Annotated in this window: 18 protein-coding genes, 1 riboswitch and 1 other annotated feature (1 of these 20 cut by a window edge); of the genes, 2 read left to right on the forward strand and 16 right to left on the reverse strand. The window is 35.3% G+C overall.

The window, feature by feature from the left end:
* Positions 1 to 227 (reverse strand) — a binding site (T-box leader); it reaches 7 nt to the left of the window's first position.
* Between the two features lie 81 nt (positions 228 to 308).
* The 6 genes from ACFO3L_RS01470 to ACFO3L_RS01495 all read right to left on the reverse strand — a co-directional run bounded on the left by ACFO3L_RS01470 (position 309) and on the right by ACFO3L_RS01495 (position 4,762).
* Positions 309 to 758 (reverse strand): ASCH domain-containing protein, encoded by a 450-nt coding sequence (locus ACFO3L_RS01470; RefSeq protein ID WP_379963125.1) that lies wholly within the window; start codon positions 756 to 758, stop codon positions 309 to 311.
* Between the two features lie 58 nt (positions 759 to 816).
* Entirely contained in the window at positions 817 to 1,497 is a 681-nt protein-coding gene (locus ACFO3L_RS01475) for a GAP family protein (RefSeq protein WP_379963127.1), read from the reverse strand.
* Between the two features lie 53 nt (positions 1,498 to 1,550).
* Positions 1,551 to 1,640, reverse strand: a riboswitch (guanidine-I (ykkC/yxkD leader).
* A 71-nt stretch (positions 1,641 to 1,711) separates the two neighbouring features.
* Positions 1,712 to 2,683, reverse strand: a complete 972-nt coding sequence (locus ACFO3L_RS01480) for a diaminopimelate dehydrogenase (RefSeq protein ID WP_379963129.1) — start codon at positions 2,681 to 2,683, stop codon at positions 1,712 to 1,714.
* Positions 2,684 to 2,805: 122 nt separating this feature from the next.
* Positions 2,806 to 3,276, reverse strand: coding sequence for a YehS family protein (locus ACFO3L_RS01485; RefSeq protein ID WP_379963131.1), 471 nt, complete (start codon positions 3,274 to 3,276; stop codon positions 2,806 to 2,808).
* Between the two features lie 70 nt (positions 3,277 to 3,346).
* Positions 3,347 to 4,153 (reverse strand): alpha/beta hydrolase, encoded by an 807-nt coding sequence (locus tag ACFO3L_RS01490; protein ID WP_379963133.1) that lies wholly within the window; start codon positions 4,151 to 4,153, stop codon positions 3,347 to 3,349.
* Between the two features lie 60 nt (positions 4,154 to 4,213).
* Positions 4,214 to 4,762: a DUF1697 domain-containing protein gene (locus ACFO3L_RS01495; protein WP_379963135.1), complete on the reverse strand. Its 549-nt coding sequence runs from the start codon at positions 4,760 to 4,762 to the stop codon at positions 4,214 to 4,216.
* A gap of 244 nt (positions 4,763 to 5,006) precedes the next feature.
* Between ACFO3L_RS01495 and rluF the strand changes: the two genes are divergently transcribed.
* A complete protein-coding gene (gene rluF / locus ACFO3L_RS01500) occupies positions 5,007 to 5,714 on the forward strand; it encodes a 23S rRNA pseudouridine(2604) synthase RluF (RefSeq protein ID WP_379963137.1) in 708 nt (235 codons plus the stop codon).
* 21 nt (positions 5,715 to 5,735) lie between these two features.
* Here rluF and ACFO3L_RS01505 read toward each other — a convergent pair whose 3' ends face one another.
* From ACFO3L_RS01505 to ACFO3L_RS01520, 4 genes are all read right to left on the reverse strand, one after another.
* Positions 5,736 to 6,458 (reverse strand): hypothetical protein, encoded by a 723-nt coding sequence (locus ACFO3L_RS01505; protein ID WP_379963139.1) that lies wholly within the window; start codon positions 6,456 to 6,458, stop codon positions 5,736 to 5,738.
* A 102-nt stretch (positions 6,459 to 6,560) separates the two neighbouring features.
* Positions 6,561 to 7,010 (reverse strand): DUF7000 family protein, encoded by a 450-nt coding sequence (locus ACFO3L_RS01510; protein WP_379963141.1) that lies wholly within the window; start codon positions 7,008 to 7,010, stop codon positions 6,561 to 6,563.
* Between the two features lie 48 nt (positions 7,011 to 7,058).
* A complete protein-coding gene (gene truA / locus ACFO3L_RS01515) occupies positions 7,059 to 7,808 on the reverse strand; it encodes a tRNA pseudouridine(38-40) synthase TruA (RefSeq protein ID WP_379963143.1) in 750 nt (249 codons plus the stop codon).
* Between the two features lie 217 nt (positions 7,809 to 8,025).
* Complete coding sequence (locus ACFO3L_RS01520; RefSeq protein WP_379963145.1) at positions 8,026 to 9,132, reverse strand: alpha/beta hydrolase; 1,107 nt, start codon at positions 9,130 to 9,132, stop codon at positions 8,026 to 8,028.
* Between the two features lie 326 nt (positions 9,133 to 9,458).
* On the opposite strand from ACFO3L_RS01520, the gene ACFO3L_RS01525 reads away from it, so the two are divergent.
* Positions 9,459 to 10,040 (forward strand): rhodanese-like domain-containing protein, encoded by a 582-nt coding sequence (locus ACFO3L_RS01525; RefSeq protein ID WP_379963147.1) that lies wholly within the window; start codon positions 9,459 to 9,461, stop codon positions 10,038 to 10,040.
* 92 nt (positions 10,041 to 10,132) lie between these two features.
* Here ACFO3L_RS01525 and ACFO3L_RS01530 read toward each other — a convergent pair whose 3' ends face one another.
* The 6 genes from ACFO3L_RS01530 to ACFO3L_RS01555 all read right to left on the reverse strand — a co-directional run bounded on the left by ACFO3L_RS01530 (position 10,133) and on the right by ACFO3L_RS01555 (position 16,506).
* Positions 10,133 to 10,648: a signal peptidase I gene (locus ACFO3L_RS01530; protein ID WP_379963149.1), complete on the reverse strand. Its 516-nt coding sequence runs from the start codon at positions 10,646 to 10,648 to the stop codon at positions 10,133 to 10,135.
* Positions 10,649 to 10,659: 11 nt separating this feature from the next.
* Positions 10,660 to 11,253: a hypothetical protein gene (locus ACFO3L_RS01535; RefSeq protein WP_379963151.1), complete on the reverse strand. Its 594-nt coding sequence runs from the start codon at positions 11,251 to 11,253 to the stop codon at positions 10,660 to 10,662.
* A 149-nt stretch (positions 11,254 to 11,402) separates the two neighbouring features.
* Positions 11,403 to 11,888, reverse strand: coding sequence for a signal peptidase I (locus tag ACFO3L_RS01540; RefSeq protein WP_379963153.1), 486 nt, complete (start codon positions 11,886 to 11,888; stop codon positions 11,403 to 11,405).
* Positions 11,885 to 13,420: a hypothetical protein gene (locus ACFO3L_RS01545; RefSeq protein ID WP_379963155.1), complete on the reverse strand. Its 1,536-nt coding sequence runs from the start codon at positions 13,418 to 13,420 to the stop codon at positions 11,885 to 11,887. Before ACFO3L_RS01545 ends, ACFO3L_RS01540 begins: the two co-directional genes overlap by 4 nt.
* Positions 13,421 to 13,453: 33 nt before the next feature.
* A complete protein-coding gene (locus tag ACFO3L_RS01550) occupies positions 13,454 to 14,050 on the reverse strand; it encodes a SipW-dependent-type signal peptide-containing protein (protein ID WP_379963157.1) in 597 nt (198 codons plus the stop codon).
* A gap of 473 nt (positions 14,051 to 14,523) precedes the next feature.
* Positions 14,524 to 16,506: a heavy metal translocating P-type ATPase gene (locus tag ACFO3L_RS01555; protein WP_379963159.1), complete on the reverse strand. Its 1,983-nt coding sequence runs from the start codon at positions 16,504 to 16,506 to the stop codon at positions 14,524 to 14,526.
* Positions 16,507 to 16,552 lie beyond the last annotated feature (46 nt).

A 16,552-nucleotide genomic window follows, 5' to 3' on the forward strand; every position in this document is an offset into this window, starting at 1 on the left:
GCGATAACATTCACGGTGCCACCTCAAAAGAATGAACAAGTACTTCATTTTCTCAATCAAGTATCAAACAATACTCTTCCTCTGTAACGGGAGTACCCGGATAAAGCCTACTAGATTCAGCTTTTCAGCACGGAAGTCCATTTCATCTAAAGGATTTACTGATTCCCACCACCATCAGCTCGCTGTAAAATTCGCTCTAAATTACTTCTCTTCCGTCTTGCTTTTTAAGATTGAGTTTATCTTACATGAGAATAAAATGAATGTCAACGATAAACACTCATTTATTTTTAATCTTGATTCATCAGTAGCTATTGATGAACAACTTCAAACTTTTCAAAAATAATCATCATTTCAGGATGATACGCGTAACCAACGATTTTGCCAACAGCGTCAAAAAACTCCATATGCTTTTCTTGCCAAGTTTCTAAGGTTAAATCTTCCCCTTCTAAACGGCAAATATCATACGTCATCTCATTGAATTTTAGTTTGATGACTTCGGTTGTTTGAATAATGCATTTTGGATTACCCGCAAAATCAGTCACAATCGAATAATCACCGACTTGCGGTTCTCTTTCATTTGTTAAGATATATTCTTCTTCAGCTGAACTCGTCGCACTTTTTTTTCCTTCCAAAACAAGCTGCAATAAATGCTCGGCTGATTGCTGGTCATGTCCGAAGTAAAAAGCTTCAAGATATCTTGTGTCTAATGCTTGATTTTGTTTCATTAAAAAATGGTTCCAATAAGATTCAATATTCATACTAATCCCCCTTTCAAACGTCATTCTTATTTTATCAGATTGGATGGCTTTCACAAAATCACAAGGTGAATTGATTCCAACTTTGCCAAAAAAGAAACAGAATTACACTAATTAAAATAACTGGAACGAGCACTTTCTTCCATTGAATCATCTTGATTTGAATCCAGTGATAAAACTGATCAAAACGAGCTTCTTGCGTACGATAAACAACATACATAATCATTAATGGTCCCATATAAATAAGATTGTAAATAACCATTAAACCAATGACCGTCCAATATGAAAAGCTTTGATTCATCAACCAACCAATAAAAGCAAAATACGGTAACGCTGTTGCTAACTCTGAAATTGTCGCACCTATGCCTAATAAAACTAATGCCAATGGTGAAACAGAACCTTTAATCGTCACTTTGACCTCTTCTTCTTTGGTACGACGAATCAACCAAAAATAGCGAATTAAATATAAAATCAGACCCACGGCACCAATCAAAGTAATTATTGAAAGATACGGTGTCACGCTTGTTTTTATTTGATTCCATAACTGAATCAAAATATCTGATAAACTAAAATAAAATAACACTCCCCCTAAAAAATTAACGAATCCTGTCGTCAAAATAAAATACCAAATATCCCTTGGTTTCTTGACCAATCCTTGTAAAACAAATTGTTGTCCAATCGCCATTGGATTGAGACTATCAAAAGCACTTGTTGAAATCGTTACTAGTAAAACTTGCCACATCTTTTTTCCTCCTCTAAAATAAAAAAGCCAAGGGGCAACGATCAAATGATCATTACTCCTAGGCTTTTTTCCTACCGTGTACGCAGTGCGCGTTTTCTCTCGGACCAGACTAGTTAAACTACGGAACCCTAGAAAACCTTTTTATTTAAGTCCCATCATTATAGCAACTCTAAATGGGAAGTCAAGGTGACTGTTTGAAAATAATTTTTGCCTTTTACAGTAATTCTTTTCTTAATGTTTCAACATCAATTGGAGATAAATATTTTGGCGCGATATCAAAAACGGTATAGGCACCAAATTGTTTTTCATTCGCTAAACGAACACACGCGCGCGCATAAGCGACAAGGACACTTGCGGTAAATTCTGGATTACTATCTAAGTGTAGGTTGTATTCAATCACTTGTTTGGTCGACTCGTTTGTCACACCTGTATGCAGTACAGTACCGCCATGTGGAGCTGCTTTGTGGTTTTTATTTAATTCTTCTTGTGAAATTACATGAATCGTTGTATCGTAATCGGCAAAATAATTCGGCATCGTCACGATTTCTTCGCGAATCGCCACTTCATCAGCTCCAGCTTCTAAAACAATAAAACATTCACGTAAATGTTTGTCACGTGTCGTTAATTCTAATTTTTCTCCTGCTTTAAGTCGTTCAATAATCTCCGTATTTGGAATGGTATATTGTGTGGCATCAGCAATGCCATCGATTCTTCTTAAAGCATCCGAATGGCCTTGGCTCACACCTTTCCCCCAGAAAGTATAGGTTTCTCCTTGCGGTAAGATACTTTGTGCGTAGAGGCGATTTAAACTAAAGAGCCCTGGATCCCAACCTGTTGAAATCACTGAAACCTGCTTATTTTCTTTAGCGATTTTATCGACTTTCGCAAAATGTTCTGGAATTTTTGCATGGGTATCGAAACTATCCACCGTGTTGAAATATTGCGTTATTTCTGGCGTTTGAACGGGTAAATCTGTTGCGGAACCACCGCATAAAATACAGACATCAATCTCACCTTTTTTTGCTAATAAATCATTCATGTGATAGGCCGTTGCACCTTGTGTTTCAACCGTTTCAGGAGCTCTTCTTGTAAATACCCCAACTAAATTCATATCAGGGTTTTGTCTTAGTGCGAATTCAACACCTCGACCTAAATTTCCATAACCAATAATTGCGACTCTAATCATTTACTTCACTCCTTTTCGTTGAATAAAAAAAGTATACTACAATTATCATTCAAAAGACAAATTCAAGATAAAACCCATGTACTCTTATTAAATAAATAAGAAGACATGGGTTCATTTTTTAATTATTCACCACGGTGTTCAATCATTAAACCTTTTAAAAAATTACGCGCGTAACGATCCCCACAAGGTTTGTAGTTACGATGACCTTCTTTACGTAAAATGGCACTGATTTCACCTTTTGAAACACGGACACCTGCTAAGTCTAAATAGTTAATAATATCATCACTCGTTAAACTTAAAGCGATTTTAACTTTTTTTAGCAATAGGTTATTGGCGTTGCCCTTATGCAATTCCATGGCAGGCTCTTCGCCTTCGCGAGCGCCACGTTGCGAGATAATTAAACCATTTAAAAAGCGTTCAAATTGTTCATCGGTCAACTCGACTTCGTATTCTTCATCATTTTTCTTAACTAACATTTCACGAAATTCTTCTTTTGTTACCTCAACGCCACCAAATTTAAAAATCTTAACAACATCAGTATCTTTAATATCTAAGGCATAACGTAAACGTTTCAAGCGATCATTATTATTCATTTATTGCACCTTCCATTCTCATCTTATATTTTATCAAATTTTAACCGACAGTTCAAAAGCGAATTGACCGCTACATTGAGACATTTCCACTATGCAACTCTTCTTGACTCGATTCTAGAGGAAGCCAATCAATAAATTTTTTAAGGTGACGATCCCAGAATTCCCAATCGTGTGCGCCATCGTCTTCAATATAATCGATATTAATTGGTTTATTTTTAATCTCATGATAAAAATCACGGACATTTTCTAACAAGAAATCTTGTTTGCCGATTGATAAATAAATTGAAGGCATCTCTACTTTTTTAGCAATTAACTGATCAATCAAATAATAGTAATCACGATCACTGTCTTTAATCGTCGAAATATCATTAAAAATCGCATCAAAAAAAGCCAAACTAAACATGCGACGGTCTGCTAATGACTGCGGATTATCCCAAAGCTGTGTTAAAAATGTTCCTGGAGAAAAAGCACCGATTCGACTAAATGTCTCATGATATTTAAGACCATTGACTAATGCTCCATAGCCACCCATCGATAACCCGGCAATAAAGGTATCTTCTCTTCGATTAGATACAGGAAACATTTTACGTGTAAAAGCGACGAGTTCTTCGGCGATAAATTCGCCGTAATATTCATTTTTAAACGCTTGATCGATGTAAAAATTATTCTCACCGGCTGGCATAATTACCGCTAAGTTTTTCTCTAACGCCCAACGTTTGATGCGCGTTTCATTCAGATAATCATTATGGTCACCGACTGCGCCATGTAATAAATATAACGTTTTCAACGGTTGATCGGATTTCATCGGGATGATGGCATTAAATGTTACCGCCCGGGTTAACTTTTTGGATACAAAATTTACTTGAACTAAAGACATGTTGAAACCTCTTTCTTGTTTGTGTTAATAAAATGATTTTAGCATAAGAAAAATGTCCGATTACGATTCTGAAAGATTATTCATTAACTCAAAAATTTTTCGAGTCGTATTTACGTTTCGGATCGTTGTTTGCTTGTATAGAGGCAGACTAATAATTTGTTTTAAGCGACTCTTATTGAGTTCATCGCGGGAAATAGTCCATAAAATAGCTCCTGAAACCAATTTTACCGTATCAATCGCTGGATTGGGTTGAATTTGTTCCAGTAACGTTTTCTGATCAACACCATCCCATAAAAATAAGACATCACTTTTCATCGTAGCATTATTTTCCCAATTTACAGGTAAGGCTTCAATAATGCTGGCAAGATCCTCTTGATCCTTGATTAAAACAGGAATCTTTAAATCAAAAACAGTGTGAATTCTCGCTTCAATTTTCATTGCTAAAATGGTCTTGGCTTCCTTTGGTGCTTGAAAAATAATATTACCTGAATGAAGATAAGTTTTTACATTTTTAAACTCAAGGGACTCAAATACTCGCTTTAAATCAACCATTTTAATTTTATTATTGCCTCCAACGTTGATTCCACGCAATAATGCCACATAAATCATTCATAATCATTCCCTTCATTCAGTCGATTTATTATCATTTTACTTAAACGTTCGACTTTCACCAACAAAATTGCTTTGGTGAATCAAAAAATTCAACGATTGGTGTCGTTTGTTTTTCTTAAATTTTATTATTATCGCCTTACACCTTGGATACTAGCATGAGAAAACGAGAATCTTTCTTGCTTTCCACGCCTTTTTCAGTATAGTTAGGAGTGAAGAATTCTCTTATAAAGGAAGTGTCCAGATGCGACTAAATAAATTCATCAGCGAGGCGGGACGCGCTTCAAGACGTGGGGCCGATAAGTTAATCGAAGAAGGCCGCGTGATGATTAATGGAAAAAAAGCTAAAATTGGTAGTCAAGTAAATCCCGGCGATGATGTCCGCGTTGATGGGAATCAACTATACGTTGCCCGAAATAACGTCTATATTGCGCTTCACAAACCAGTTGGAATCACAAGTACAACTGAAAAAGGTGTCAAAGGAAATCTTGCAGATCTGGTTAATCACACACCGCGTGTTTTTAACGTTGGACGCTTAGACAAAGACTCTGAAGGCTTAATTTTAATGACCAACGATGGAGATATCGTGAATGAAATTTTACGTTCAGAAGGCCGTCATGAAAAAGAATACATTGTTTCCGTTGATCGACCAATTACACCCGAATTCATTAAAGGGATGTCTGAAGGCGTCCGGATTTTAGGTACAAAAACCTTGCCTTGTGAGATTGAACAATTGTCAAAATATGATTTTAAAATTATTTTAACGCAAGGTTTAAACCGCCAAATTCGTCGAATGTGTGAAGTCTTCGGTTACGAAGTTTATCGCTTACAACGGATACGGATTATGAATATTGAATTAGGTAATTTACCAATGGGGCAATGGCGTTACTTATCAAAAAAAGAAAAAGATCGTTTGTTTAGAGACCTCGACTACGAAGCTCGCGAATGGTAAAAAAATAGCGCTAGGAACAATTTAATTGTCCTTAGCGCTATTTTTTACTTCTTGAATCAATTCCTCGTATTGAATATCCCCATAACCATATTGTGGAAATTTCACCATTAGTTTACTGACTAACGCCTCTACTTCCAGTGCCTGGTTTACTTGAATAAAGCGTGTGAACGGATTGTCTTTTTGTTGCAGCGCAAGATACGATTCGATTGCCTCGTCCAATATTGGAAAATGACACGTATTCGCTGGGCTTTTTTCAATTAAAACACGGCAATAGGTTGCTTGAAAGCCATCTAATATTACAGAATGTAGTGTCATTTTTTCGTAAGTTGGTTCATCAAAGGTAACCACATGAACCGGGATTTTTAATTTTTCTTGTTCTAAAAAAGCCAATAAAGTTAATAAATTCAGCTGGCAAAAAACATCTTCGCCAAACCATAAAACAATCGTTGCAAAAGATTTTTCAAAGAGTGGTCGTAAATGTTCAATGACAATCTCTTGATATTGGTCACTCGTCGATTGATGACCTTTGGCGCGTAATTCTTGAAATGCTTCATCAAAAATTGGATAACTTGTCGCACGCGTACACATCGCCTCATTAAATGACGCTTTAAGACTCTTTGACAACAAGTTATTTTCTTGAACGACTTGCATCATCTCTTGGCCATTAAAAACATGCAATGTCTCTGGATTAACCAATTGTGGATAAATCTTTTCAAATCGTTGAATTTCTACTACAAGTCCCATTCAATCATCGCTTTCTTTTCTCTTTATTCTGACACAGCGACTTTCTAGTGTCTAGCACACAAAAAAGAACCTAACCTAAAAAAGGATAGATTCTTTCTACTTCTAATAATATTTTTCTAAAATACTGTCGGCTAATTTGTCTAAATCAGAAAAATATGGATTGGCTTCAATCACGGTATCCAAAACGGTATAACGAGGCATCGCTACTTTTTCCCGATTCCACTCTGGCTCTTTTAGCTTCTCCCAGTAAAAAACTTGTCGTTCCGTATTTTGTGCCATCAACCACAGTTCAAATTGCATTTGATGGTGATTTAACACAATCCCAAAGCGTAATTGCTGACTTCTCAAATATTCATCATAAAAAGCAAAGTAAGTATAATCCATATATCCCGGTGAAAGATTTCCAACACGATATTGAGCGGTTTTTTTCGGTAAATCAGAACGCAACTTTGTAACAAAACGCAAGAGTAACTCATTCGTCGTACAAATTAAACTGCCTTCAAAAACAGATTGTCGATAGACTTCAATAGCCTTATGTCGATTGCATCTCACCCTATCTCTCCTACTTTACTATGCTTGCGGAGACTGTTGAGCTCTCGCTTAGTTATTTTCCGGATAATAAACTTCGTCTAAGAATAGTCCTAGTGCTGGCGCCGTCACTCCGGCATTCGCACGAATTTTTTTCGCAAAAACTTCATCAATGGTTTCAATAGGCAATTTACCAGCTGCAATTTCTAAAATCGTTCCCATCATAATTCGAACCATGTTGTATAAGAAACCATCACCGACAAAAGTGAAATGTAAAATACTACCTTCACGTTCCACAGAGATTTCTTTAACTGTACGAACCGTTGATTTTTTCGATTTTTTCAAAGAAGAAAAACCAATAAAATCATACGTTCCAACTAGTCGTTGACAAGCAGCATTGACTTTATCCATGTCTAATTGTTCCGGATAGTAGTACGTATGGTAGCCTTCAAAAGCTGATGGGATAACCTCGTTCCAAATATAGTAGCTATATTTTTTGCCTTCTGCATTGTAGCGAGCGTGGAAACGTTCGTGCACTTCTTCGATTTTTTTGATAATAATATCACGCGGTAGATAGCGATTTAATAAGTTCTGCATTTCAGTTAAATCCATGTTGCTTGCCGTCTTAAAGTTCGCAACTTGTCCACGTGCATGTGCCCCTGAATCGGTACGACCTGATCCAATAATTTCAATTTTTTCGCCAAGAATTTGTTCTAAAACGCCTTCGATTTTTCCTTGAATTGTTTTCTCTGAATCCCCTAAACGTTGCCATCCTAAATAACGTCGGCCATCGTACTCAATTGTTAATTTAATGTTTCTCATTCTTTTTCTCCCCCAATTGCTTACCCTTTTCAGAGCAAACATTGCTTTTAATATCACTTCATTATAACAAGCTTGAAAATAATTAACAACGAAGGGCTTTATGAGAATTGAATATTCTTCAAAAAGATTGAAGAAATGACTTCATAATTCGTAAAATTTTTCTATGTCAGGCTTAGACTAATAAGGGCCACTTCATCCTTTTAATCTAATGAATGAACTAGACTTTATTTCGCCGAATAAAATTGGCAATATCAATCATACAATCCTCTGCTTGCGGATAGTTACCAATATTGTCAATGTATGCATGTCCAAGCCCACAATAATAAGTGAAGGTCACATCTACACCATGGTCTTTAAGTTTTTTAGCGTAGGCTAGACTTTCAATTGTTAAAAAATCGTGTTCTCCTGAACTAATCATCGTTACAGGCGATTTTTCACTGACCTCAACATATGGTGTTAAATCTTTATTCATGATATCGTTCGTTCCTAAAATCTTTTCAAACATCTCTTGCGCTTGACTAAACATTTCAATTGATGGGCGAATGAGTGCTTCATGTTTTTCATACATGTCAATATCATCCATAGTAAAGGTCGTGTATTTATCCTTAATCCCACCCATATTAACCGTTGGATAGAGCAAAATTTGACCTCGAATAAGATTCGTTCCTTCTTCAATGTCTTGATTGCTACAATAAAGCGTCAAATTACCGCCCGCACTGTCGCCTCCGACAAAAATATTTTGACTATCTCCTCCAAATGACTTTGCATTTAATCCGAGCCATTTCAATACGGTAAAACAATCAGTATGTCCTACTGGATAAGGGTTTTCTGGCGCTAGACGATAATCGACACCGACAGCAATCATTCCAGTATTAGCTACAAACAGTCTAAGCGCTTCGGCTACAACTTCTGTACGACCAGCCAAAAAACCGCCCCCATGAATAAAGTATAAAATTGGCGCATTCGGTATTGTCTTTTGACTTTTAAAGATTGTAATCGGAATCACATAACCATCCGACGCTTGAACGGTTTGATGAACTTCCTCGATTGTTTCATTCACCATTGGTGTACTATCAACACTGTTAAACATTTTACGCAAACGCTGGATAGTTTTAGGTCCCATATCGATTTTCATTAGGCTTTTTGGTATCCATTTCATTAAAAAATGTACTTTTTTCATAGAACGATAAAGCCTTGGATCCATCGCTCCTTTAATATCCGAATCTGGGATGGGTTTAACAATCACTTCTACGCCACGTTTAATTTCCTTATATTGTTTTTCTTGAATTTTTTTAACTAACTGTGGATCATATTTTTGGGTCATTTGATATTCCTCCTTTTACTTTCTTTCCACCCCACCACGTAATGCTTTAAGGATTCTTTTGCTTTTCGTTACTTGGAATTGGAGGACGTTATATCCATACTTATTGCGACTCTTTATACCTATCCTATCACTAAAAGATATTTTATTGTCTTTGTTTTATCAAACATATTTCTTTTCTTAACGGAAAGTTATATTAGGAAGAAGATTTAACCTTATTACTTATTAACCTTTGAATAACAAGATTAGTTTCTACAATAGCTTTTTGTCAAAATATTAAAATTTGTTGTATACTGAGACTAACCTATAATTTCTAAGGAGTGATTCTGTTGAAAAAATTAACAATTCAAGATGTTCAAACGCAACAAATTATCGATACGCGGTTGCAACATGATTATCAGTCTGGTTCAATTAAAGGCGCGATAAATATTCCTTATGCTAAATTTAAAAAAGTAGCGCCTCCATTACTCGATTCACAACGACCACTTATTTTCATCTTAGAAAACGAAGATAAAGAAGTGATACAACTACTTGAACAACAAACTAATAATCCATCTTCTCATCAAGTTGACGGCTACTTATTAGTTACTGAAATTCCAGCCGAACTACTAGTAAAAACCGAAACTATATCGGCACACGACTTTCTTACGAATGAAACAGATTACATTTTATTGGATGTTCGCGATCAAGCGTCCGTTACAAAGCCTGCTCCAACAAAAAATTTAGTAGCCATATCACTTAATGATTTAGCGAATGAATACAATCAATTGGATACTAAAAAAGAAATTTTTACCCTTTGTGGATCAGGAAATAGTGCCACAACTGCTGCATCGTTTTTAAAAAATAAAGGTCTTAAAGCGACCGTAATTGAAGGTGGCGTAACTGCTATTCAAAAAGAACAAGAAAAATAATTCCTATCAAAAAGCACGGTATCAACCACTAAAAATGGTTTGATACCGTGCTTTTTCTAGAATTGTTACTATCTTATTTTTGATTCAAACAATTAATGCGTATTCGTTTCCCGACTCTCTTTCTCAGAGTAGAAAAAAATTGCTATCAATAATCGGGTAGCAATCAACGCCATTACAATTCCGAAAATAATTGGTTCTTGTAGCCAAATCATAATTTTTCCTAGATAGGGAATTCGAAAACGCATTTGCCCAATATATTCATCCTCACCAACAGCTAATTGATCGTCAATCCGATTGGCATCTCCACGAGTGATAAGGCGCCCGTCAGGGAGTGTTTTTTCAATTCGATGAGTAACGATCGTTTGACCATTTTCAAATGAAATCACATCGCCCTCTTTTAAGTGATCAAAATCATGTTCTTTGGTAATAATATAGTCTCCAAGAGAGAGAGTCGGTTCCATACTTCCACTAATCACCGTATAGCCTCGATAGCCAAACAGTGAACGTTTGACCGGATTTGAAAAATAATTTAACACGGCGATGAACAGCACAAAAACAACAAATAATAAACCTAGAAGGCTCATTACTTTTTTTATTAATTTTATCATTGATTACTCCATTACTTTTTTGCAATATGACTTTCAACAATTGTTGTTAACGCCTCTGGATACTTAGAATTATAAATATACTCGTTTCGTTCTGAAAGAATATGCACAACTGTTTCTGATTGATGAAAACCATTTGCCTCTTTAATTTTCTCTACAAATGATGGTAAATAATTAATCCATTGTTCAGGTGGATTCGATGTCACCAGGCGGACATTGAATTCTAAGACATTCGAAACCAAGCCTAATTTTCCATCTGATATCACAACGAAAGGGGCTTCAGATAATGACTCTTCAGGTTTTAGATCGAAACGATGTGTATACATTAGACGGTGATTCGTCCCAGAATTACTAAAAGTCACTTCTGAAAATTCTCCATCACTTTGATTGATTTCATCTGGATAGTTCGTAACATCTTTTAAAGTAATTCGTGTGGGCTCGTTGCTTCGTTCTAATTCATTTTTAATTTTTTCTAGAAAATCTTCCTTGGAGAGTGCCTGCTCAATAATGATTTCTTCATAGACACCTTCCATATAGCGATCAATGCTTTCATCTAGTCGAAAGACGGTTGATAGATAATATTTATTGTCACGATTTCGTTGATTCATTTTGTCCTTCATTTCATAAAAAATGACTAGGAACAAACAAAAAATTGCTAAGATACAAATACTCTTTTTACGCTTTGTCAATTTACAAATCAACACCCATCGTTCTAAGATTCTTATCTTAGTCCTATCGGTTGATTTACTTAGTTATTCTAGCTTTTCTTAAAGAAATGATAGAGTAAATAAATACCAAATAAAAGACTGATGACAACTAAGACAATCGGTTGTCCTAATTTTATCATTAATAGACCTAATTTGTGAACTGTATATTTGTGTTTTCCAATATAATTTTGTTCGGTAACTACGGTTGCATCGACAAAATCATTGCCGTCCCCTTTTAATAAAAGTCCCTCTGCTGTTTTTTCATGGACACGATGCGTTACCAAGACATTTTTATCATCCATATAAGAAGCAACATCCCCCACAGATAGTTCTTCAAAAGGGACTACTTGATCGATAATATAATCACCTGCTTCAAATTCCGGTACCATACTATCACTTAGGACAATAAATCCTTTATAACCAAAAAGTCCTTTTTTTTCAGGCGCAGATGAAAAATTCAAAAAAGCGAACAATAAAATGACCGCTACAAAAACGGTCGCAAGGCTATTTAAAATTATCGGTATAATTTTTTTCATTTTATTTCTCCAAACAAGTTTTCATTCGTTGAACCGACTTCAGACATCATTTCTGAGGAAGAAACAATCTGACTCTCTTCAGACGAGCCCTCTTCAATATCAGAAAACGATTCCTGTATGAAACTAATTTCACTACTAGTTTCATATGATTCTGTTGTTTCAGTCTCTTGAGTGTCCGTTGTTATTCCGGACTCGCTTTTCGACATTTCGACTGACTCTGAGAAGAAATCAACATCGCTTATCGATTGACTAGTAGATGTTGTTTCCTGAGCGACACTCGATTCAATCGCATTATTTATCTTTTGGTTATCTAGACTCTGGACTAGATTTTTTACTTTTCGTCTAAAAACGACTTTTTTGGTATTATTATCACGTAATTCAATATATCCTAAATCTCCATTTGTTTTCGCTTCTAATACCATTGCAGAATAGTCTTTAGTATAATGTACATTCAATTTATCTGGATTGGTCGCTTCTAATTTAATATTTTTCTTGAAGTACTCTTTTTCAACTTCAGAAAGCCGTTTATTTCGAATTTCTGACGCTGGTTCCCAACTTGTAAAAGGGACAAAAGGTATTTCTTCTCTTTCATTAATAATAAAATTATCTTTTATCTCTGGATCGTCACCATGCCCAATTTGTTTAAAATCTTTACTAAGTATTAACGGAAAAGAAAATGGTGGCGTCCCCCAGTGAAAGTTAATTCGATTACTAACTCCCGATATATGAAATTGAATAATAGAAAAATGCTTGTCCTCAATCTGGCCTAACGTTCCTTCTCGGTGAGTGAGTACTATTTTAAAGCCTTGATTAGCAATGTGTGTTAATTCTGAAATCGTGTAGTTCATTCCATTAGCTTGTTTTTTGACTTCTTCTTTAAATTCATCTATATACTTCCCTGTGTATTTTAAATAAACAACACCGGGCATAACAGTTGTCAATTTTCCATCTACAACACTTCGATATAAAGGTTGCGCAATATAGCCATTTTCTTTAAATTCTGGCCATTCTGGCGTTGTCACACTATTATTTGTCAAAGTTATACGATAAATTTTCTGATCGATAAACCCCGATTGATCCCCTACTACATTCGTTTGACTAATTCGAACTGGGATAGCTAATTCTATCAGTTTTTCTTTCGCCCAATCTTTTTTCTTAGTTACTATTACCGTCATGTTTCGGATTGATGAAGCAGTAATATTAGAATCATCAAAAGTGACGTTCACATCAAAATATTCTTTATAGTTAACTGATTTACCATCTTGAATGGCACTTATTTCTTTGACCGTTAACTTCCCATCTAAGCTACCCGTATTTTTAACAACAGTTGTTACTGGCAACTTTGTTTCTGTTTTAAACGTTAAACTGCTCGCTGCGATATCAGCTAATGACAACGTTCCTGTCTTCAAACTAATATTACCATTAACTGACGTGTGATCTGTGAAATAAGCATAGGTTGTTTGAAAGGGATAGATAAGAAAAAAGAGAGTCACTAATAGAAGTAGTGACACATATACTCGGTATCTCTTCATCTTAGTGATTCTCCTTTATAATTATCGTTATTATTATAGTCCAGTTTGTTCAACAGAGAATGTCACTGCTTCAGCAAGTTCATCTAGATTAAACTCCATATTTTGTCGTTCTGCAGTAGGTTTTTCTTCAACTTCTTTAAGTAAAGGTATTGTTACTTCTAAAGTTACATTGAATGATTTATCTTTTCCGACACGGATTGTTTCATTAGGTTCTATACCTTTACCATCTACTAAAACTGTATACTGTAGACCTTTCTTAAGTTTCTCATTAGTAAACTGTTTTACTGTCACAATCCCATCCAATGTACCTGTATATTCAACCTGTACTGTTTTTATAAAAGAATCACCAGGTTGAACATTTTGAAAATCAAAATCTTCAACTTCAGTAGAACTAATTTTCTCATTTCCATTTTTTTGATACTCCCAATTGGATTCCGTAATATCAGAAAATTTAACTGTACCTGTCTCTAATTTAATATTCCCATTAACTGATGTGCTGTCTGTAAAATAAGCATACGTTCCGTAAGTTGCCATTCCGATAAATAACAGGGCTAGTAATAAAATTGAATAGCGACGGTTTCCATTTTGTTTCTTTTGATTTTCTTGATTATTCATGTCTTTTGATAACATATATAATCCTCCTTTTTTTTTGGTCTATAGAACCCGTTTATTTCTTACGTTTCTTATCGAAAAATAACGAGTCTATTTCATAGACATTGGGTGTTTTGTCACCCATTAATTTCTCGAAAATCTGTTTCAAGTTACTCACTTCTTCTATAGCAAGATTGATAATATCACTTTTTTCTAAAAAAACAAGCATCTTGCTCACTTTTGGTCCTTTTAAATAATACCTCGCCTTTTTTGTTCCTTTTGAATAAATTCGTTCTATATCGAACAAAAAAACAGAAGGTTTTTATATAAAAAGTATATCTGAATTAAAAAACATTAATTATTAAATCATTATTCATGTCTATGTATATTGGAATTTGACCTCTCGATAAATCTCGTTATTTTTATAAAATAAAAATAATAAAAAAATCCTAAAAATTAGACTTAAAATTCTAATTTTTAGGATTTTACTCCATTTAATTATCTTTTTGGTGTCATTCCTTAACCGGCACTAGCAATCTTAGCCCATTTAATAAAACGACGATTGTACTTCCTTCATGGGCAAGAACACCGATACCAATGTCAATTTTACCGAAGAAATTTAATCCGACAAGTAATGCGACAATCAACATTGAAAAAACAATATTTTGCATCACGACTCGATCTAACTTCTTAGACACTTGATGCGCTGTTTTCAAACGGGTTAGGTCGTTTTTCATAATAACAGCGTCAGCCACATCTATTGCAACATCTGTACCGTCGCCCATCGCAAAGCCAATATCGGCTTTCACTAAAGCAGGCGCATCATTAATACCATCCCCAATCATGGTCGTCTTCCCATATTTTTGTTGCAATTCTTCAATAATTTTATATTTATTTTCCGGTAAAACATTGCCCTTAACTTCATCGATGCCTAGTAATTTAGCGACTGCCTCACCTGTTGATTGTGCATCACCAGTAATCATGACGGTTTGAATTTCTTGCTGATGTAAATAGTCAATCACATCTTTGGCATTTTCTTGTGGTAAATCCATCATCGCAAGATAACCCACTACAATTTCATTTTCACTAAAAAAAACAACATTTTTTCCTTTGCTCATTAGTTGATCTGCTTGTGCTAAAAGATCTTGGGACACATTTGAAAAGAAATCTTTTTTACCAATTTGGTAATGATTATTTTTAACCGTTGCGACGAGCCCTTTACCAATTTCATTATGAACATCAATTTCCATCGGCTTAACATCTTTAAAATGACTTAAAATTGCTTTTGCCAGTGGATGGTTAGCACTTTTTTCCATTGAAACAATCATTTGAATCCATTCTTCTGTTCTTTCTCTATCGACAAAATAAACATCCGTCACGGAAGGATTGCCTTGGGTTAACGTTCCCGTTTTATCAAAGGCAACGGCTTTAATTTCTGCTAAATTCGCTAAATACGTACCGCCTTTAAACAAGACACCTCTTTTAGCTAAATTCGAAATACCAGATAATGTTGCAGGAATCGCACTGGCTGCCAATGCACATGGTGAAGCCGAAATCATTAAAACCATGCCGCGATAAAAACTTATATACCATCCCCAATCAAAGAGGAAAACACCTGCTAAGATAAAGAGCGGGACCAAGGCTAATACGCTATTAACATATAATGGTTCAATCTTTTTAATTTTTGTCGCAGTTGGTGATAAGTTACGTTGGGATTGATCAACCAATGAGAGTATTTTAGCAAAGACGGTTTCTGTTGAATCTTTGGTCACCTTCATTGTCAATGTGCCATTACCATTAATCGTACTGCCATAGACTTCGTCACCAACCAATTTTTCTACTGGCATACTTTCACCATTAATAGAAGATTCATTTAGCAAACTGCCTCCGGTTACGATTACACCATCTGTTGGAATTTGATCGCCTGGTAAAATTTGTAATTGATCACCAATTTCCAATGTTTCAACAGCAACCAAAGTCACTTCGCCATTTTCTTTCATCAAACGCGCTTGCGTTGGGTTCATCTTCAATAAAGAAGTAATTTCACGTTTACTACGATTTTCAGCGTAATCTTCTAAGAAATGCGCACCAGCAAAAATTAAAATGAGCAACGCCCCTTCATCATAATCGCCAATAATTGCGGCCCCAATTGCAGCTAACGTCATTAAAACATGGACGTTTGGCCAAAGCTTTTTTAAACGCAGGCTATCCGCAATCGTTTCACCAATTCCTTCTAAAATAACATGGTAGCCAGCTGTAACCATTGATATCAACATTAAAAGATTTGTAATAAAAATGCTTGTTGGTAAAAAAAGCGCCATTAAATAGACAACTAAGCCAATCAAATATAATATGACTGGAGATTTGCCATGGTTATGGTTGTGCCCACAACTGGATGCAACCTGTCCGTGTTCATGTTCGTGTTGATGACTGCAATTATGATGTTTTTGTTCTTCTTTAGTAATTGATTGTTGATGCTCAGATTCTGGTAACATACTAATCCCTCCACAATGAATATATGAATATCCGTTCATTTGTTAT

The organism is Enterococcus eurekensis, from assembly GCF_042654605.1.
GTDB lineage: Bacteria > Bacillota > Bacilli > Lactobacillales > Enterococcaceae > Enterococcus_I > Enterococcus_I eurekensis.